Origin of the sequence: Achromobacter sp. ACM03 (assembly GCF_014851665.1) — a bacterium.
Classification (GTDB): domain Bacteria; phylum Pseudomonadota; class Gammaproteobacteria; order Burkholderiales; family Burkholderiaceae_B; genus Achromobacter; species Achromobacter aegrifaciens.
The window spans coordinates 1,135,671-1,154,350 of record NZ_JACVAD010000002.1; the positions used below are offsets into that span (position 1 = coordinate 1,135,671).

Here is an 18,680-nt window from a genome sequence, read left to right on the forward strand (position 1 = left end):
GATAGCCGATCATGAGGGACGCGTGTTTCCTGCAGATTGCACCGGAACGGGTTGCCACGCATGCAGCCTGTCCATCAGGCCGCGCACGACGGTGGCCTGACGGCGGATTCTGGCGGCTGCGGCGGCGGACAGGCCTTCTGCCAGTTCTTCTTCCAGCGCCTCGAAGTGCGAGGCTGGCGCGCGCATCTGCAGGGCCAGCAGCGCGCCTTGTATGCGGTGCAGCATCTGGGCGGTGGCGAGGGCGTCGGGTTTCTCGGCGGCTTGCTCCAGCGCATCGAGATCCTGGGTCATGGTGTCCTTGACCAGTTGCCGGTGATCCGGCGCCAGCGCGGCGTATACCGCGAGCGTACCCGCGGCGGGGAAAGCAGAAGTATGGGGGAGCGGTTTGTGCATGAGAGCCTCCTGGACGTACATGCGGATGACGTCAGGCTCTCGGGCGATATTAAAGAAGCCCGATACCAGGGGGCTTCGAATCGGACGGATTCGCCGACAGCGGAAGCGGCCCCGCAGCCGCTCCGCTGACCTGCTTAGAACGTGTGGCGCACGCCGACGCCGGCGGCCGTGCTCTTCAGGCCGTCGATGAAGGCATAGTCCTTGCCGTACGAACCATAGGCGTACAGGTTGGTGCGCTTGGACAGGTCGTAGGTGTAGCCCACGCTCCAGACGTTCATGTTGGTGTCGCCGCCGGTCAGCTTGTCGTTGTTCGGCGACACGTGTTGCCACGACGCGAACAGGCTGCTTGCGCTGCCCAGGGGCAGAGTGGCGCCCAGCATGTAGGAGTTGGCCTTGAAGCCATCCACGAAGCGGTTGGTGCCGAATTCATCGCTGAAGGGCGTGCCTGCCGGCAGGTCCTGGCCGACGAACCAGCCGTCGGTGGTGCGGCCGTAGGCGGCGGCGAGCTTCACGACCTCCAGGTCGTAGGACACGCCCAGCGCGTACTGGCGCGGCGTGGCGTCATGGTCGATGGAGCCGCGGTTGGAGCCGTTGAGCTGGTCGTAGGTCAGCGCGACGTTCAGCGGACCTTGCACGTAGCGCAGGCCGGCGGTGATGCCGCGGGTATTGTCGGCGGTGCGAAAACCCGTCTGGTCGGCGGTCGTGTCGTCCGCATTGAACGAGTAGCCGATGCCAAGTTCGAAGCCGTTCACCGAAGGCGTCTTGTACATCACCATGTTGTCCCAGCGCATGGTGTTGGCGGCGCTGAAACCCAGGCCCATGTTGGACTGGGTGTAGCTGGTGTAGAAGGGGTCGATGTCGGCAAGGTAGTTCGAGCCCACCGTGGCCTGGCGGCCGAACTCCAGCGAGCCCCAGGCGTCGTTGGCCAGGCCGATGGTGGCCTGGCGGCCGAACAGGCGGCCGGACTGTCCGCGCTGGCCGTTGGCCGAGTCGAATCCGCTTTCCAGCTTGAACGTGGCGCGCAGGCCGTCGCCCAGATCTTCGGCGCCGCGCAGGCCCCAGCGCGAGCCGGCCTGGATGCCGTTGATCATGCCTATCTTGCTACCGTCGTATCCATCGCCTTTGATCTTGTTGTAGCCGATGCCGGTGTCGATGACACCATAGAGAGTTACCGACGATTCTGCCTGAGCAACGCCTGCAAAAGTCGTGAACATTGCGGCGGCGAGCAGCGTCTTTTTCATCCTTGGGGACTCCTGGTTGAGGGGTGGAAAAAACAAAAGGGAACAGCACGCGAGCATGTAGCTCAGCGCTGTTCCCAGCCCTCATTGTAGGACACCGGCCGCAGCCGGCGGATTCAGCCCTTGCGGCGCGCGCGCTTTTCCTCGCGCACGAAGATGAAAACGCCGACCAGCACCATGGCTGCCAGGGCGTACCAGGTGATGGCGTAGCTCAGGTGATTGTTGGGGAAGTTCAGCACCGTCAGGCCGCCGACGGGAGCGGTGCGCCCGCTGCCGTCCTTGCCCGTCGCATCGGCGTCGATGAAGTAGGGGGCCACGTCGGTCAGGCCGCGCGCCGCAGCGATGGCGGGCAGATCGCGCGAGTACCAGAGGTTGGTCGCCGGATCGTTGTTGCGCAGGAAACCATGAGGGGGCTCGCCCATGCGCAGCAGGCCGGTGACGGTGGCTTCTTCGGGCGTTTGTTGTATGGCCGACTTGCTTTTGCGCCATTCGGGCAGCACGAAGCCGCGGTTGACCAGCACCGTGCCGCCTTCGGGCAACTGCAGCGGAGTCATGACCCAGTAGCCGCTGCCCAGCTCGGTCGCGGCCTGCACCAGGGTCTGGCGGTCGTACAGGTAGGTGCCCTTGGCGGTGACGCGGCGGTATTCGGCGTTGTCGGAAGTCAGCGCGGGCCATTCGGCCTGGGCCGGCGCCGGCGTGGGCGCCGCATGGGCGCGCTGTTCGACCTGCGCGATCAGGGTGCGTTTCCAGGCCAGCCGGTGCACCTGCCAGGTGCCCAGGGCGCAGAGGCCCGCAAAAATGGCAACAGCAAGCACCCCCAGGATGACCAGGGTAACTTTGCTGCGCGGATTACGGGAGGAGGTGTCGCGGGAAGTGGAGTCGTTTACTGCGGCCATCAGGGCATTTTCCGCATGTCGTGTGTGGACATGGGCATCATATTGGAGTCGAGGTGGTACATGATCCAGATGGATCCGCTGAGCGTGATTACGACCAGCACCAGCGTGAATATTAACGCCAACATGTTCCAGCCGCTTTCGGACTTGGTGTCCATGTGCAGGAAGTAGATGATGTGGACCACGATCTGCACCGCGGCGAACGCCAGGATCACCAGCGCGGTGGTCCGGGACTGAGAGAAGACCTGGTTCATGACCAGCCAGAACGGGATGGCGGTCAGGATGGCCGCCAGCACGAAGCCGGTCATGTAGCTTTTGAAGGTGCCATGGGCGGCGCCGTCATCGTCGTCGTGGTGGTCGTGGCCGCCGTGGCCGTGATCGGCCGGATGATCCAGGTGCGCGGTCATGGCAGCACTCCCATCAGGTACACGAAGGTGAAGACGCCCACCCAGATCAGGTCCAGGAAGTGCCAGAACATGGACAGGCACATCAGGCGGCGGCGGTTTTCGGGGATCAAGCCGTGCATCTGGACCTGGATCATCATCGTCACCAGCCACACGATGCCGAAGGTGACGTGCAGCCCGTGGGTGCCGACCAGGGTGAAGAAGGACGACAGGAAGGCGCTGCGCTGCGGGCCGGCGCCCTGGTGGATCAGGTGCGCGAATTCGTACAGTTCCAGCGACAGAAAGCCCAGCCCCAGGATGCCGGTCACGGCCAACCAGAGCTGGGTGGCGCCGACGCGGTTGCGCCGCATTTCCAGCATCGCGAAACCGTAGGTGATGGAAGACAGCAGCAGCAGCGCGGTATTCACCGCTACCAGCGGCAGGTCGAACAGGTCCGCGCCGGAAGGGCCAGCCGCATAGTTGCGTCCCAGCACGCCATAGGTGGCGAACAGGCAGGCGAAGATGAGGCAATCGCTCATCAGGTAGACCCAGAACCCGAGCAGGGTCCCGTTCTTGGGGTGGTGTTCGCCCGGGACGTGGAACATGGGCTCCGCGGGCGGCGCGGCGCCGCCGGGCAGGTTGGGGGCCAGGGTATCAGACATTTTTCGCTAGCAACCTTGTGCGGGCGTCTTCGGCGCGCACGACCTCTTCGGCCGGCACGTAGTAGTCGCGCTTGTAGTTGAAGGTGTGAATGATGGACACCAGTATCAGCGCCGCGAACGACAGCACGGCCAGCGGCCACATATGCCAGATCAAGGCGAAACCCATAACCACGCTGATACCCGCCAGGACGATGCCCGCCCAGGTGTTCTTGGGCATGTGGATGGGAATGAAGCCCTGCTGCGGCCGCAGGTAGCCGTGCTGCTTCATCTGCCACCAGGCGTCCTGGTCATGCACGCGCGGCGTGAAGGCGAAGTTGTAGTTGGGCGGCGGCGACGAGGTCGACCATTCCAGCGTGCGGCCGTCCCAGGGGTCGCCGGTGTCGTCGCGCAGCGACTCGCGGCGGCGATAGCTGACCACCAGCTGGATCAGGAAGCTGGCGATGCCGCAGGCTATCAGCAGCGCGCCGAAGGCCGCCACCTGGAACCAGATCTGCAGGGACATGTCCTCGAAGTGATTCACGCGCCGCGTCACGCCCATCAGTCCCAGCACATACAGCGGCATGAAGGCGACGTAGAAGCCCACCAGCCAGAACCAGAACGAGCACTTGCCCCAGAACGGATCGAGCTTGTAGCCAAAGGCCTTGGGAAACCAGTACGTGATGCCGGCCATCAGCCCGAACAGCACGCCGCCGATGATCACGTTGTGGAAGTGCGCGATCAGGAACAGGCTGTTGTGCAGGACGAAGTCGGCGGGCGGCACGGCCAGCAGCACGCCCGTCATGCCGCCGATCACGAAGGTCACCATGAACCCCAGGGTCCACAGCATGGGGACCTCGAAGCGGATGCGGCCGTGGTACATGGTGAACAGCCAGTTGAAGATCTTGGCGCCCGTGGGGATCGAGATGATCATGGTGGTGATCCCGAAGAACGAGTTCACGCTTGCCCCTGATCCCATGGTGAAGAAGTGGTGCAGCCACACCAGGTACGACAGCACCGTGATCACGACCGTGGCGTACACCATGGACGCATAGCCGAAGAGGCGCTTGCGGCAGAAGGTGGAGACCACTTCGGAGAAGATGCCGAAGGCCGGCAGGATCAGGATGTAGACCTCGGGATGGCCCCAGATCCAGATCAGGTTCACGTACATCATGGCGTTGCCGCCGAAGTCCGCCGTGAAGAAATTGGTGCCCACGTAGCGGTCCATGGAGAGCAGCGCCAGCACCGCCGTCAGCACCGGGAAAGCCGCCACGATCAGCACATTGGTGCACAGCGCGGTCCAGGTGAAGATGGGCATGCGCATCATGGTCATGCCCGGCGCGCGCATCTTGACGATGGTGACCAGCAGGTTGACGCCGGAAAGCAGTGTGCCTACCCCCGCTATCTGCAGGGCCCATATGTAGTAATCGACGCCCACGTCGGGGCTCTGGAGGATCCCCGATAACGGCGGATACGCCAGCCAGCCGGTACGCGCGAATTCACCGACGAACAGCGACATCATGACCAGGATGACGCCGCCCGTGGTCATCCAGAAGCTGAAGTTGTTCAGGAACGGAAAGGCCACGTCGCGCGCGCCGATCTGCAAGGGCACGATGTAGTTCATCAGGCCCGTGACCAGCGGCATGGCCACGAAGAAGATCATGATCACGCCGTGCGCGGTGAAGATCTGGTCGTAGTGGTGCGGCGGCAGGTAGCCCATGGAATCGCCGAACGCCACCGCCTGTTGCAGGCGCATCATGATGGCGTCGGCGAAGCCGCGCAGCAGCATCACGATGCCCAGGATGACGTACATGATGCCGATCTTCTTGTGGTCGATGCTGGTGAACCACTCGCGCCACAGATAGCCCCATTTGCCGAAGTAGGTGATGGCGCCCACCACCGCGATGCCGCCGATGGCGACCGCGATGAAGGTGAAGAGCAGGATCGGTTCGTGGTAGGGAATGGCTTCCCAGGTCAACTTACCGAAGATCAGCTTGGTGAGGTCTGGTTGATCAGGCATCTCGATTCCAGCAAAAAGACCGCAATTTCACGAAGCCCCGTGCGCCAGCGATCCGCTACAGGACCAGTCCTTCGGTGGCGGTGCACATCGCGCCCACATACTTGCGCGGCGCGCCGGTCAGGCCCAGGCGCTCGCGCGTTCCGGCGTCCAGCGTGGTGACATTGAGCGCGCCGGGTATGCCCATGCCGCCTTGCGCGTCGATCGCCATCGCGTCGCGCATGCACATGCGGTTGGGTTCCACGCAGCGGTTGACGATCGCCTCGAACAGGCCGGGCGCGCTGGACGCATAGCGTTGCACCGGGTTGCGTTCGCTGGGTTGCTCCAGCTTCAGGTAGGTTTCGCGGCTGAGCGTGGCGTTGGAGGCGCGGGCGTCAGCCACCCATTTGTCAAAGCCCTGCTGATCCACGCCGTGGAACTTGAAGCGCATGCCGGAAAAGCCCGAGCCGCTGTAGTTGGCGGACAGGCCTTCGTATTCGCCGGGATGGTTGATCACCGCGTGCAGGGTGGTCTGCATGCCCGGCATGGCGTAGATCTGGCCCGCGAGCGCGGGCACGAAAAAGGAATTCATCACGGTGGACGAAGTGATCTTGAACTGGATGGGACGGTCCACCGGGGCCGCCATTTCGTTCACCGCGGCGATGCCCTGTTCGGGATAGATGAACAGCCACTTCCAGTCCAGCGCCACGACCTCCACGACCAGCGGTTTGGTGCCGGCGGGCACTTCGCGGCCCTCGGACAGGCGCACAAGCGGGCGGTAAGGATCCAATTGGTGCGTGCTGACCCAGGTGAGCGCGCCCAGCGCGATGATGATCAGCAGCGGCGCGGCCCAGATCAGGAGCTCCAGCATGGTGGAGTGATTCCAGTCAGGGTCATAGTGCGCTTCCTTGTTGCTGGCCCGGTAGCGCCACGCGAACACGAAAGTCAGGAGGATCACCGGCACGATGATCAGCAGCATCAAGCCGGTGGAAATGATGATCAGGTTGCGCTGCTGCAAGGCGATGTCGCCCGAGGGCGAGAGCAGGACTGCATTGCATCCGGCGAGCAATGGCAGCGCGGCAACCAGGACCAATCCGCGGAACCTTGGGAAGGACGGCATGACCATACCCCGAAACGTAACCGTGGGAAGTAAACGCAACACTACGCTGGAAGCCGCGAAAAATCTAGGGTAAAAAGAACAAAAATGTGCAGGGCGACGCGCGCAGACCAGGGCTGCATCCCAATGACGGAGCGGCTCTGCGCGATATGGGCTGCAGGCGCGCGGGTGTGTTTCAGGATCTGTTCCGAACCTCCTTTCAGCGAGCATTCACATGGCGACCACCACGCAATATCCCGGTCATGCTCCCTCACTCCCCGCGGCCGGCGGCGGTAGCCACGCCAAGGTGGCGCCAGGGGAAATCGCGGTGGGCGTGGTGGTGGGGCGCGCTTCCGAATACTTCGATTTCTTCGTCTTCGGCATCGCCTGCGTGCTGGTTTTTCCGCAGGTCTTCTTCCCCTTCGAACCGCGGCTGGAAGGCACGCTCTGGTCCTTTGTCATCTTCTCGTTCGCCTTCATCATGCGGCCCATCGGCACGGCGCTCTCGATGGCGGCGCAGCGGCGCTGGGGGCGTGCGACCAAGCTCACCATCGCCCTGTTCCTGCTGGGAACGGCTACGGTGGGCATGGCCTTCCTGCCGGGCTACAACGTCATCGGCGCGCATGCGATCACGCTGCTGGCGGTGTTCCGCTGCCTGCAAGGGCTGGCGCTGGGCGGGTCATGGGACGGCTTGCCGTCGCTGCTGGCGCTGAATGCGCCGCCCAACCGCCGCGGCTGGTATGCCATGCTGGGGCAGCTGGGCGCGCCCGTGGGCTTCATGGTGGCCAGCGCGCTGTTCCTGTTCCTGCACGTGACGCTGACCGAAGCCGATTTCCTGGAATGGGGCTGGCGCTATCCCTTCTTCGTGGCGTTCGCCATCAATGTGGTGGCGCTGTTCGCGCGGCTGCGCCTGGTCGTCACCGAGGAATACACGCAGCTGCTGGAAGAGGGCGAACTCGAACCGATCAGCGTTGCGCAGATGGTGCGCGAGCAAGGCTACAACCTCTTCATCGGCGCATTCGCGGCGCTGGCCAGTTATGCCTTGTTCCATCTGGTCACGGTGTTTCCCCTGTCCTGGATTGCGGTCAGCGCTACCCAGCAGATCCAGGACGTGTTGATCGTGCAGATCGTCGGCGCGGTGCTGGGCATACTGGGCACCATTGCCTCGGGCTGGCTGGCCGACCGCATCGGACGGCGCACCACGCTGGGCCTGCTGGCCCTGCTGATTGCCGTGTTCGCGCTGTTCACGCCCTGGCTGCTGGGCGGCGGGCCCAAGGCGCAGGATGCGTTCATCCTGGTGGGCTTCGTGCTGCTGGGGCTGTCCTATGGCCAGGCTTCGGGCACTGTCACCGCGAACTTCACGCGGCGCTTCCGCTATACCGGCGCTGCGCTGACCTCCGACATGGCATGGCTGATCGGCGCGGCATTTGCGCCGCTGGTCGCGTTGGGCCTGTCCGCGCGTTTCGGGCTGGTGGCGGTCAGCGTCTACCTGTTGTCGGGGGCTGCCTGCACGCTGCTGGCGCTGCGTATCAACAAGGTGCTCGAAACGCGCGACTGAAAGCGTCTGCCGTTCAGCCTGCGTAGCCTTCCAGCACGTTGGCGACGTTGACGCCCACGTCCGCCACGGCGTAGCCGCCTTCCATCGTGAACACCGCCGGCAGGCCCAGGCCTGCCAGCAGGCGGCCCACGTGCAGGTAATCGGCGCTCTTGAGCTGGAACTTGGAGATGGGATCGCCTTCGTAGGTGTCCACGCCCAGCGCGATCACCACTGCGTCAGCCTTGAAGGCGCGCACGGCGGACAGCCCTTGTTCCAATGCCCGCGTCCAGGCGGCGAAACCGGTGCCGGCGGGCAGCGGCAGGTTCAGGTTGGCGTCCAGGCCAGCGCCTGCGCCGCGCTCATCGGCGTAGCCCAGGTAGAAGGGGTACTCGGTGGTCGGGTCGCCGTGCACCGATACGGTCAGCACGTCGGCGCGTTCATAGAAGATGCTCTGCGTGCCGTTGCCGTGGTGGTAGTCGACGTCCACGATGGCAACGCGTTCGGCGCCGGCTTCCCGCAGCGCTTGCGCGGCCAGCGCCGCGTTGTTAAGGAAGCAGTAGCCGCCAAAGAAGTCAGGGCCCGCGTGGTGGCCGGGCGGGCGCGTGAGCGCCATGGCGACGCGAGGGCCGCCTGCCGCGGAAACGGCGCGCGCGGCGTCGATGGCGCAGGCGGCGCCTGCGGTGGCGGCCTCCCAGGTGCCCGCGGTCAGCGGGCAGCCGCTGTCGAACGAGAACAGGCCGACCCGCGCGGCGAAGTTGGTCGGTTCGATGTCGTGGCGGAATCCGCGCACGGGCCAGACCGAAGGCAGGATGTCGAGGCCGGCATTGGCCGGATCCAGCGCCACCCAGTCGCGCCAGGCCGTTTCCAGGAAGTCCACGTAGCGCGGGGCGTGCACGCGCTTGACCAAGCCCAGGTCCGCCGCCGATGGCGTGCGCAATGCGCCGATGCCGCGCTGGTTCAGCGCTTGCAGCACGTACTCCAGGCGCGCCGGGGTTTCGTGACAGGGCACCAGCTTGCCGCGGAACATTTCCTGTCGGCCAGCGTGTTTTTCGTGGACAGGGTTGTGGAAAATCAGCACGGCGGGGGTGTCCTCGGACGTAGAGCCTGGTGGGCGGATGCGCAACTATAGCGGCCGCGGCGTTTGCGGCGCCATGGCGCAGGGGGGATTCGGGGGGGATTGGCGCCTTAGCGGCCAGTCCGCGCGGCGCATGTCGCGCCCTTGGCGCCGGGATGCGGAATCTTGCGCTCCGATTCGCCTTCGCGCCGGGTCCAGGAAATGATCCGCGCCGAGCCGTCCGGGCACACCCGGTACTGCTCGAAGCCATAGGTGTCTGCGCTGTAGCGGCACGCCACGGAAATAATGGGCTTGGCCGCGTCGAATTCGGGATTGACGAAGCCGCGGCATGGGCTGGCCACTGCATCGGGATACGGGATCTCCTGGTAGCGCCCGTCCTGGGGGCGGTACAGGAAGATGCGCGAAATCGCTTGCGTACTGCCGCCAGTCTGCCCGATGACGAAGTCGAGGTAGCCGTCATGGTCGACGTCCACGTCCTGGAACTGGTCCACCTCCTCGTCGCCGGAGATGTCCGCGATTTGCTGAGCGGACCCGTCCCCCACGCGTACGCTCAGGCGCTGTTGCGGCAGCTCGGTAATGGTCACCACGGCAGGCAGGCCGGGCCGGACAGCGTACGAGTAGTCGCGCGCGGCGGCATCCTGGCCGGGCATGAAGAGCGCGGCCAGTGCCGCCAGCGACAGGAATCCTTTCATGCGGGCGCCCTCCGCGCCGTGAACTCGGTGAGGCATTATGCCGCAGCGGCTTGCGGGGAAACCAGGACTTGCCGCCCGGCGGGCGGCGCAGGATCCTGGGTAGAATTCCAAGATACGCAAGATTGCCGCGACGCGCTCCGCCCGCCATGAATTTTCCGTTTCCCATCCGCCAAGAATGTCCGCCGGGCGCCTGTATGTGTGACCGTGACCGGCTGCTGGCCGATCCGTCTGCCGACGTCCGCGTGTTGCGGCTGACCAAGGAAGAGGAAAAGCGCCTTGTGGCGCGGTTGGAGAACATCTCCAGCCTGGAGGACCTGCGCGCCATGCAGGGACGCATCCATGCGCAATTGGGCATCGTGATCCACATCACGCCCAGCGAGAACGAGGTGCGCACCTCGCGCGGCATTGCGATCCAGCTGGAGGACCAGCTGGGGTTGTGCCGCAAGACGCGCACGGCGATTCCCGCCGCCATTCGCCGCGGTTTCGATAACCGGCCCGAGATCGTCTATGCGCTCCTGAACGAGCGCGACCTGCTCAGCGGCACCTGAACGCGTTCAGGATTTCTTTGCTCCGGCGGCCGCGCCGCAGGGCGCCAGCGGCACCACGTCGGCCGGCGTGCGGCCGGCATCCGGGCGCGTCGCGTCGCGCTTCTTGCCCAGGGTGACGGCGTAGATCAGCAGCACGGCGCTCCCGGCTTCCAGCTTGGGATCCTGTTTGGTGCCATAGGCCACTGTCCAGCCGCGTACGGCCAGCGGAGCCAGGGTGTATTGCAGGGCTGAGCCCGGCGAAACGTGCGCCACCTTGCCGGCGAAAAGATCCTGCTGATGGGTTTCCGCGCCATTGGCGGTGACATAAGTGGCGATGCTGACCAGCGCGGCGCCATTGCCGGGGCGTCCCAGCACGGCAGTCTTGTACTTGCCGGCAGGGATGTCGGTCAGATTGACGGTGAGAGGACCGGCCGCGTGGCCGCTGGAATCCAGGCTGACGCCGTTGACTTCGGCGCGGGCCAGGGGCGCCGTGCCGGTGTTGCGCACGCGCACGCTGTATTCCCCGGAAGTGCCCGTGACCGTGCAGACCTCGACGCCGTAGGCGGAGCGCACGGGGTGCGCCTGCGCCGCCGTGGCGGCCATGGCCAGCAGGGCCGCCAGCAACAGCTTCGGGGCAGGGGAATGAACGGTGGGCACGGCACGCTCCTCTTGTAAGGGGCAGCGCGCCGGGTTGCCGCGTTGCCTGCCCTATTACACCACTTGGCGGCCGGGCGCCGCGGCTTGCTCGCGCTTGCCGGCCAGCCAGTGGAGGATCAGCGCCAGCACCAGCAGGCCGACGATGATGAAGCCCCAGAAGATCCAGGCCAGTACGGAGATCAGCGTGCCGAGGCTGCCGGCGAAGGGCAGCATCTGGTTCAGGCCCTGTGCGGCCCAGACCAGGCCGCCCTGCAGCGTCTGCAGCCAGGCGGGGTCGACCCAGGCCGCCGCCCAGGCGGGCGGAACCCATTGCGAGGTATCCAGCGCCGTGCCGGGAACCTGGGTCGTGGCGATGGTCGACAGGACCCAGTTGGTCAGCTGCAGCGTCAGCGCAACCAGCCCGGTCCAGAGTGCTGCAAGCACGGCGAAGGCGAGCCAGATGATCTTTTTCATTGAGGTGGTACTCCGATGTTTCAAAAGAGGGTCCACGATAAGGCGGATTCTATTTCTGAAAAACCAGCGTGGTTGTGACAAACATTAAGAAAAAACCGAAGTTTTTGCCTTGGCGAGCACGATCTGGACCAGCGGATGGTGCTGCCCCCGGCGATTGCGGATGGCGTGGATTTCCTCGTGCACGTCGTCGCAGCGGGCCAGGGGACGCAAGCCCCGCAGCACACCGATATCGCCGCCGCCCAGGCGGCTGAGCGGAAACACGCCCAGGCCGCGGGCGGCGAATACCGACATCAGGGCGCTGTCCTCGAATTCGCCGACCACGTTGGGATAGATGCCTTGTTCGGAAAACCAGCGGTCCAGCGTCTGGCGCAGCACGGAATGGCCGGTGGGCAGCAGCACCGGCAGGCGTTCCAGGCAGCGTGGAAAGTCCAGGGTGTCGGCCTTGCGCACCAGCTTGGCGGGACCGTACCAGTCCACTGGCGACGAGACCAGGCGGTCGCTGGTGAGGCGCAGGTTGGGGTTGGCGGGCGCGCCCTGGCCGGCCAGCACCAGGTCCAGGTGATGCTGGGCAAGTTCGCCCAGCAGTTCCTCGACCTCGCCTTCGTGGCAGGTCAGGCGCAGGTCCGGCGTGTGCAGCACCGGGCCCAGCAGGGCCTGCGCGGCCAGCTTCGAAATGCCGTCCGACAGGCCCACCGACAGGCGTATGACGGGCTTGGTGGCGGCCGCGCGGACTTCCTGGGGCAGCATCTGGCCGATCTGGAAGATCTCTTCGGCGCGGGCGAAGGCGGCCTCGCCCGCGTCGGTCAGCGCCACGCCGCGCCCGGCCGGCTTGAGCAGCTGGTGGCCCAGGTTTTTTTCCAGTTCGCGCACTTGCGCGCTGATGGTCTGGATGGCCATGTCCAGCCTTTCGGCGGCGCGGGAAAAGCCGCCTTCCTTGGCGACCATCCAGAAGTAATACAGGTGTCGATAATTGAGCATGGCAGGAATCACTTCGGTTTTTTCGAACCTTAACTCACTTTCAGGCTGATTTCTCCATCGGCCCCGGATCCGGATCATGAGCCCCTTCGAACACAAGCGGGAACATCATGGACACCTTGCTCACCTTACTCTCCGCCGATTTCTTCGGCACCCCGGCCTGGAGCTGGCTGCTATTCATCGGTATCGTGGTCGCCTTGCTGGCCTTTGACCTGGGCGTGCTGCACAAGGAAGACCGTGAGATCGGCGTGCGCGAGAGCCTGTTGCTTTCGGCTGGCTACATCACCGCGGCGCTGCTGTTCGGCGCCTGGGTCTGGTGGCAGATGGGTTCCGCCAGCGGCATGGCCTACTACACGGGCTTCATGATCGAGAAGTCGCTGTCGATGGACAACGTCTTCGTGATCGCGCTGATCTTCAGTTTCTTCGCGATTCCGCGCCAGTACCAGCACCGCGTGCTGTTCTGGGGCATCCTCGGCGTGATCGTGCTGCGCGCCATCATGATAGGCCTGGGCGCGGCGCTGGTCAGCAACTTTGGCTGGCTGCTGTATCTGTTCGGCGCATTCCTGGTGTTCACCGGCATCAAGATGTGGATGATTGCGGACCAGACGCCGGATATCGCGTCCAATCCGATCCTGAAGTTCCTGAAGCGCCGCATGCGCGTCACGGAAGGGCTGCGCGGCAACGCGTTCTGGGTGATGGAGACCGATCCCGCCACGTCGAAGAAGGTGCGTTGGGCTACGCCGCTGTTGCTGGCGCTGGTGTTGATCGAGTTTGTGGACCTGTTGTTCGCGGTGGACTCCGTGCCGGCGATCTTCGCCATCACCACTGACCCGTTCATCGTCTACACCAGCAACATCTTCGCCATCCTGGGCCTGCGTGCGCTGTACTTTGCGCTGGCTGCGATGATCCACCGCTTCCATTACCTGAAGTACGCCCTGGCTCTGGTCCTGGTCTTCATTGGCGGCAAGATCTTCCTGGTCGGTTTCATCGGCAAGGTGCCGGCTGCCTTGTCCCTGTCGGTAACCTTCGGCCTGATTGCTGGCGGCGTGTTGTTCTCGCTGTGGAAAACCCGCTCGGACGCCTCCAAGCAGGAACTCGCGGCTGAATAATCCCGCGACCAGAGGCAAAGCGCCCGCCATATCCAACGGATATGGCGGGCGCATTTTTTGGGATTTGTCGCGCCTGTGCGGCGGGCGTAGAGTGCTGGACAGTCCAAAAGCCGCAAGGAGCCGTCATGACCAGCTGGTCCGCCAAACAGTATTCCGCCTTTGAAAACGAACGCACCCGTCCGGTGCGGGACCTGGTCGCCGCCTTGCCCAACCAGGACGTGAAGCGCGCCGTGGACCTGGGCTGCGGCCCCGGCAACTCCACCGAAGTGCTCGCCAGCCGCTACCCCGACGCCGAAATCAGCGGCATGGACAGCTCGGAGGACATGCTGCAGTCGGCGCGAAAGCGCCTGCCGGGGCTGCAATTTGAACTGGCCGACATCGCCACGTGGAATCCGCCCGAGACCTACGACGTGATCCTGGCGAACGCCGCGCTGCAATGGGTGCCGGACCACGCGACGCTGTATCCGCGCCTGGTCGGCAAGCTGGCCCCGGGCGGCAGCCTGGCGGTGCAGACGCCGGATAACCTGGAGGAGCCGGCCCACCGCCTGGCGCGCCAGGTGGCAGGCGAAGCGCCCTGGGCCGCCGCCATCGGCGGATTCAAGCATCCGCCGCGGTACAGCGCGGCCTGGTACTACGAACTGCTCAAGCCGCATTGCGGCCTGCTGGACGTGTGGCGAACGACCTACCATCACCCGCTGGCAGGCGCGGCGGCGGTCGTGGAGTGGTTCAAGGGCACGGCGTTGCGGCCCTATCTGGACCGGTTGGACGCTGCCGGGCAGGCCAGTTTCCTGGCCCGCTACCAATCGCTGATCGAAGAGGCCTATCCGGCGCTGGCCGACGGCACGGTGCTGCTGCCGTTCCCGCGGCTGTTCATCATCGCGGGGCCGAAGCAGGGCTGAGACCCGCAGCGGGCGGTTCCCAGCCGCCGCCCAGCGAGCGGTACAGATCCACCAGCACCAGCGACACCGCGGCCTGGGTCGACACGCGGGCCTGGTCGCTGGCCAGCACCGCGTTCTGCGCGCTGAGCACGTTCACGAAGTCCGACGCGCCCGCGGCATATTGGCGTTGCGCGTTGAGCAACGCCTGGCGGGCGCTCTCGGAGGCGCGCTCCAGACTCACCCGGGTCAGTTGCTGCGCCTGGTAGGCGGTCATGGCGTTGTCGACTTCATGCCAGGCATTCAACACGGTCTTCTGGTACAGCAGCGCGGCTTCCTGAGCTTGCGATTCGCGCAGCCGCAGCCGGCCTCGCAGCCGGCCGCCCTGGAAAATGGGAATCTGCAACGCGGGGCCGACGCCGAAGACGCCGGCATTGTCGGAGTCCAGGTCTCGCAACTGCAGGGCTTGCAGGCCGAGGTTGCCCGATAGCGTGATGCGCGGATAGAAATCGCCCTCGGCCACGCCGATGGCTGCGACGGCCGCATGCAGATTGGCCTGGGCGCGGCGGATGTCGGGCCTGCGTTCGGCCAGTTCGCTCGGCAGCCCGACGGGGACTTGCAGCGGACCGCCCGGTATCGGGCCCACCGCCGCCAGGCGCGGTTGCAGCGCGCCGGGCGGTTGCTCCAGCAGCAGCGCCAGCGCATTCATCAGCTGTTCGATGCGCAGCACGAGCGGCGGCACGCCGGCTTCGATGGAGGCGGCCTGCGCATCGGCTTGTGAAACGTCCAGTTCGGTGGCGACGCCTTCGCGCTGGCGCAGGCGGGTCAGCGCCAGGTTGCGTTCGGCATTGGCGAGCGTTTGGCGCAGCACGTCCAGCTGGTTCTGCGTGCCGCGCAGCAGGATGTAGTTGCGCGCCGTTTCGGCGCGGATGGCCAGGACCACGCCGCGCTGCGCCTCCAGCGCCGCCTGGGATTGGGCGCCGGCCTGTTCGACTTCGCGCCGCACGCGACCCCACAGGTCCAGTTCCCAGCTGGCGTCCACGCCCGCTTGCCACAGGTTGAATGAGGACTTGCCGCCGTGGCCCGAAGGGTCGGCCAGGCCGACCTCGCTGTTCTGGCCGCGCTTGTAGCTTGCGCCCGCACCGACGGCGGGCAGGCCGTCGGCTTCGGTCACGCGCAAGGCCGCGCGGCTTTGCAGCAGGCGTTCGTGGGCGATACGTATGTCCAGGTTGGCCTCGGTCGCTTCGGCGATCAAGGCGCTCAGGGTGGGATCGCCGAAGCTGTCCCACCAGGACGTGTTCACATCTTGCGGCACGGGGACGCTGTCCGCGGCGGAGGCGTCGGGTACTCGCCACTGCGCGGGCAATTGCGCCTGGGGAGCCTGAAAGTCGGGGCCCACGGCGCAGCCTGCCAAGGCGGAAAGTGTGCAGGCCAGCATGGCATTGATCAAGCGGCGCGGGATCATTGTGTGGACTCCTCTGCCGCGGCGCCGGTATCGACCACGGCTTCGACGGACATGCCGGCGCGCAGCGGCGGCGCGCCTTCGGCCGGCGCATCCAGCACGATCTTGACGGGCAGGCGCTGCGCGACCTTGGTGAAGTTACCGGTGGCATTGCTGGGGACTACCGGTGAAAAGCTCAGGCCCGTGGCTGGCGCGATGCTCTGGACGCGGCCGCGCAGCGGCGTATCCGGATAGGCGTCGACCGTGATGGTTGCGAGCTGGCCCGGACGCATGCGGGTCAACTGCTTTTCGCGGAAGTTGGCCACCACATAGGCTTGCTGCAGCGGCACCACTGCGAGGATGGGCGTGCCCGGGCTGACGTAGGCGCCCACGCGCAGCGAGCGCCGGCCGACGATGCCATCGATAGGGGAGACGACCTGGGTATGCGACAGATTGAGTTCCGCGCGGTCCTTCAGGGCCTGCGCGCGCAGCAGCCCGGCCTGTGCCGCCTCGCGGTTGGCTTCCAGCACGTCGCGTTGCTTGCGAGCGGCTTGCAAGGTGGCTGTATGTTCGGCTTGCCGAGCCTGCGCCATGTCCAGCCGGCTGCGGGCCTGTTCATAGGCTTGCTGGGTGCCCGCGCCCTCGCTGGCCAGCCTGCGGTGGCGTTGGGCCTCGCTTTCGGCATAGCGGATGTCCGCCAGGTCGGCGCGCGTGACGGCGACGGCCTGCTCGATCACGGCCTGCTGGCGTTCCAGGGTGGCGGCCGCGTCCGAGAGGCGCGCCGCCGCCACCGCGAGCTCGGCGCTTGCGGCAGCCAGCGCGGCCTGATGGTCGCGGTCGTCGATGCGGGCAAGCAGTTGGCCCTGCTTGACGGCCTGGTTGTCTTCGACCAGCACGGCGTCGATGAAGCCGGACACCTGCGGCGCGACGATGGTGTGATCGGCGACGACGGTGGCGTCGTCGGTGGATTCAGCGGCGCCGGTGGCGGACCATGACCAGCCCGCATAGGCCAGGAGGACCAGGGCGCCGAGGGCGCCGGCGCGGGGAAGGGGAGAAGTCAAAAGAGGGAATGGCATGATATGGACTCGATTTCAGGCCGCGGCGCGCGGAGGGTAGATCCGGGTCGCGACGAAGGGGATGAGCAGGATGAGGAGCACGGCCACGCCGGCCATGCACAGATAGAGGTCGGCGGAGGTCAGCACGGCGGCCTGCTCCTGGATGCGGCGGGACAGCGCCGCAGCGTTTTCGCCGGCCGTGCTCAGCGGAAAGTTGCCCAGCTGGTCGGCCAGCATGCCGGAGTGGTAATTGCGGCGCGAGGTGGTCAGCGCGTCCAGCAGGCCGGTGGCGGCCACCGCGGCAAAACCCTTGATGGTGTTGAACCACGATGAGGCCCAGGGGCCGTCCTGCGGCGCCAGGCCGCCCGTGGCCAGCATCAGCAGCGGGATCACGGCCATGGGCTGGGCGAAGATCTGCACGGCTTCGAGCAGATAGAACTGCTCGCGCGACCAGACGGGCGTCAGTTGCGACCCCAGCAGGCACGACACGGCCAGCAGCCCGAGGCCCGAGGCCAGCACCCAGCGGCAATCCACCTGGCGCAGGTTGCACAGCGCCGCGACCAGCGGCAGCGCGATCAGCTGCGGCAGGCCCATGGTGAGCAGCACCGGCGCCGTTTCCAGCGGCCGGTAGCCGCGCAATTGCGCTAGGAACGACGAGGGAATCAGGATCACGCCCAGTAGCACGATCAGCACGCCGCCCAGCGTCAGCAAGGCATGGCTGAGATTGCGGTGGCGCAGGAGCTGGATCTTGAAGAACGGCAGGGGATGCGACCATTCGTTGACCATGAACAGCACCATCAGCACGCCGCCGCCGCCCAGCAGCACGGAGATCAGCGGCGAGTTGAGCCAGTCCAGCCGGTCGCCCTGCAACAGGCCGATGACCAGCATGGACAGCGCCGGGGCGCCCAGCAGCAGGCCGCGCCAGTCGAACAAGCGCAAGCGCTCGAGCTTGAGCGGATCCTGGGGCAGTCCGCGCCAGACGGCCCATGCGGCGAGCGCCGCGGGAGCGACGATCAGCCAGAAGGCCCAGCGCCAACCCAGCACCTCGGTGCAGAAGGCCGCCAGCGGTATGCCCAGGCTGGGCGCGAAGGTGGCCGTGAGGGCGTAGCCGCCCAAGCCGTAGAGCTTGATGCCTGGCGGCAGGAAGCGCAGCGCCACCGTCATGAGCATGGGCGGCAGCGCGCCGCCCGCGAGGCCTTGCAGCGTGCGCAGGAACAGCAGCACGGGCAGGTTGGGCGCAAACGGGCAGAGCGCGCCGAACAGCGCGAAGGCGGCCAGCGCCGTGACCGTGAAGCGGCGCAATGAAAACGTGACCGAGCACCAGGGCGCGAACGCCATGGCGCATACCGACGCCGCGGCGTAGACGGCGACGAACCAGGTGCCCTGGTCGTAGCTGATGCCCAGCGCGCCGCGGATGTCGGGCAGCGCCATCTTGGTCACGTTTTCGTTGAGCCCGGCGAGGATCACTGCCAGCAGCACGCCGAGCAATCCGGTCAGGATGCGCCAGCCGAAGGCCGCCGCGGCGGGCGGGGTGGGGGGAGCGGCGGCCGTCATGATCGTGGGCCGCCCCTGCCCGGAGATGAGGAAGACAACATGGAATAGCGTCCTTGGATAACAGGAGCTATTCAGTCTAGGTAGATGCGGGGG

General features: G+C 65.9%; 19 protein-coding genes. 4 read left to right on the forward strand and 15 right to left on the reverse strand.

Translation table 11 applies throughout. The annotated features are described in order from the left end of the window. Positions 1-9 precede the first annotated feature (9 nt). The 7 genes from IB257_RS13380 to cyoA form a co-directional block, all read right to left on the reverse strand. Positions 10-393, reverse strand: a complete 384-nt coding sequence (locus tag IB257_RS13380) for a hypothetical protein (RefSeq protein ID WP_054451716.1) — start codon at positions 391-393, stop codon at positions 10-12. A gap of 134 nt (positions 394-527) precedes the next feature. Further along, a complete protein-coding gene (locus tag IB257_RS13385) occupies positions 528-1,634 on the reverse strand; it encodes a porin (RefSeq protein WP_119449463.1) in 1,107 nt (368 codons plus the stop codon). A 113-nt stretch (positions 1,635-1,747) separates the two neighbouring features. Next, positions 1,748-2,527: an SURF1 family protein gene (locus IB257_RS13390; RefSeq protein WP_119449462.1), complete on the reverse strand. Its 780-nt coding sequence runs from the start codon at positions 2,525-2,527 to the stop codon at positions 1,748-1,750. Then, the gene (gene cyoD, locus IB257_RS13395; RefSeq protein ID WP_054451713.1) at positions 2,527-2,931 is read right to left on the reverse strand and encodes a cytochrome o ubiquinol oxidase subunit IV; all 405 of its coding nucleotides are present in this window, start codon (positions 2,929-2,931) and stop codon (positions 2,527-2,529) included. The genes IB257_RS13390 and cyoD overlap by 1 nt, the downstream gene beginning before the upstream one ends. Next, positions 2,928-3,569, reverse strand: a complete 642-nt coding sequence (gene cyoC, locus IB257_RS13400) for a cytochrome o ubiquinol oxidase subunit III (protein WP_054451712.1) — start codon at positions 3,567-3,569, stop codon at positions 2,928-2,930. The genes cyoD and cyoC overlap by 4 nt, the downstream gene beginning before the upstream one ends. Then, positions 3,562-5,565 (reverse strand): cytochrome o ubiquinol oxidase subunit I, encoded by a 2,004-nt coding sequence (gene cyoB / locus IB257_RS13405; RefSeq protein ID WP_054451711.1) that lies wholly within the window; start codon positions 5,563-5,565, stop codon positions 3,562-3,564. The genes cyoC and cyoB overlap by 8 nt, the downstream gene beginning before the upstream one ends. 55 nt (positions 5,566-5,620) lie before the next feature. After that, positions 5,621-6,661, reverse strand: a complete 1,041-nt coding sequence (cyoA, locus tag IB257_RS13410) for a ubiquinol oxidase subunit II (protein ID WP_054452277.1) — start codon at positions 6,659-6,661, stop codon at positions 5,621-5,623. A 211-nt stretch (positions 6,662-6,872) separates the two neighbouring features. Here cyoA and IB257_RS13415 point away from each other — a divergent pair, with 211 nt between their 5' ends. Beyond that, on the forward strand, positions 6,873-8,195 hold the full coding sequence (locus tag IB257_RS13415) for an MFS transporter (RefSeq protein WP_054451710.1): 1,323 nt from the start codon (positions 6,873-6,875) through the stop codon (positions 8,193-8,195). Between the two features lie 13 nt (positions 8,196-8,208). Here the strand turns inward: IB257_RS13415 and IB257_RS13420 are convergent, their stop codons facing one another. Next, the gene (locus tag IB257_RS13420; protein ID WP_192492422.1) at positions 8,209-9,252 is read right to left on the reverse strand and encodes a histone deacetylase family protein; all 1,044 of its coding nucleotides are present in this window, start codon (positions 9,250-9,252) and stop codon (positions 8,209-8,211) included. A 107-nt stretch (positions 9,253-9,359) separates the two neighbouring features. Further along, a complete protein-coding gene (locus tag IB257_RS13425) occupies positions 9,360-9,941 on the reverse strand; it encodes a hypothetical protein (protein ID WP_054451708.1) in 582 nt (193 codons plus the stop codon). A gap of 146 nt (positions 9,942-10,087) precedes the next feature. On the opposite strand from IB257_RS13425, the gene IB257_RS13430 reads away from it, so the two are divergent. Next, positions 10,088-10,489, forward strand: a complete 402-nt coding sequence (locus IB257_RS13430; RefSeq protein ID WP_054451707.1) for a hypothetical protein — start codon at positions 10,088-10,090, stop codon at positions 10,487-10,489. A gap of 6 nt (positions 10,490-10,495) precedes the next feature. Here the strand turns inward: IB257_RS13430 and IB257_RS13435 are convergent, their stop codons facing one another. The 3 genes from IB257_RS13435 to IB257_RS13445 all read right to left on the reverse strand — a co-directional run bounded on the left by IB257_RS13435 (position 10,496) and on the right by IB257_RS13445 (position 12,556). Continuing rightward, positions 10,496-11,125, reverse strand: a complete 630-nt coding sequence (locus IB257_RS13435; RefSeq protein WP_192492423.1) for a hypothetical protein — start codon at positions 11,123-11,125, stop codon at positions 10,496-10,498. 54 nt (positions 11,126-11,179) lie between these two features. Next, on the reverse strand, positions 11,180-11,578 hold the full coding sequence (locus IB257_RS13440; RefSeq protein WP_054451706.1) for a hypothetical protein: 399 nt from the start codon (positions 11,576-11,578) through the stop codon (positions 11,180-11,182). An 84-nt stretch (positions 11,579-11,662) separates the two neighbouring features. Beyond that, complete coding sequence (locus IB257_RS13445; RefSeq protein ID WP_054452273.1) at positions 11,663-12,556, reverse strand: LysR family transcriptional regulator; 894 nt, start codon at positions 12,554-12,556, stop codon at positions 11,663-11,665. Between the two features lie 107 nt (positions 12,557-12,663). Here IB257_RS13445 and IB257_RS13450 point away from each other — a divergent pair, with 107 nt between their 5' ends. Then, positions 12,664-13,662 (forward strand): TerC family protein, encoded by a 999-nt coding sequence (locus IB257_RS13450; RefSeq protein ID WP_119449458.1) that lies wholly within the window; start codon positions 12,664-12,666, stop codon positions 13,660-13,662. A 125-nt stretch (positions 13,663-13,787) separates the two neighbouring features. Further along, entirely contained in the window at positions 13,788-14,561 is a 774-nt protein-coding gene (tam, locus tag IB257_RS13455) for a trans-aconitate 2-methyltransferase (RefSeq protein WP_192492424.1), read from the forward strand. Here the strand turns inward: tam and IB257_RS13460 are convergent. The 3 genes from IB257_RS13460 to IB257_RS13470 are packed head-to-tail and all read right to left on the reverse strand — an operon-like array spanning position 14,536 to position 18,587. Continuing rightward, the gene (locus IB257_RS13460) at positions 14,536-16,002 is read right to left on the reverse strand and encodes an efflux transporter outer membrane subunit (protein WP_175180707.1); all 1,467 of its coding nucleotides are present in this window, start codon (positions 16,000-16,002) and stop codon (positions 14,536-14,538) included. The genes tam and IB257_RS13460 overlap by 26 nt on opposite strands. Continuing rightward, a complete protein-coding gene (locus tag IB257_RS13465) occupies positions 15,999-17,054 on the reverse strand; it encodes an HlyD family secretion protein (protein ID WP_082400784.1) in 1,056 nt (351 codons plus the stop codon). Before IB257_RS13465 ends, IB257_RS13460 begins: the two co-directional genes overlap by 4 nt. A gap of 15 nt (positions 17,055-17,069) precedes the next feature. Then, complete coding sequence (locus IB257_RS13470; RefSeq protein WP_119449455.1) at positions 17,070-18,587, reverse strand: MFS transporter; 1,518 nt, start codon at positions 18,585-18,587, stop codon at positions 17,070-17,072. Between the last annotated feature and the right edge of the window lie 93 nt (positions 18,588-18,680).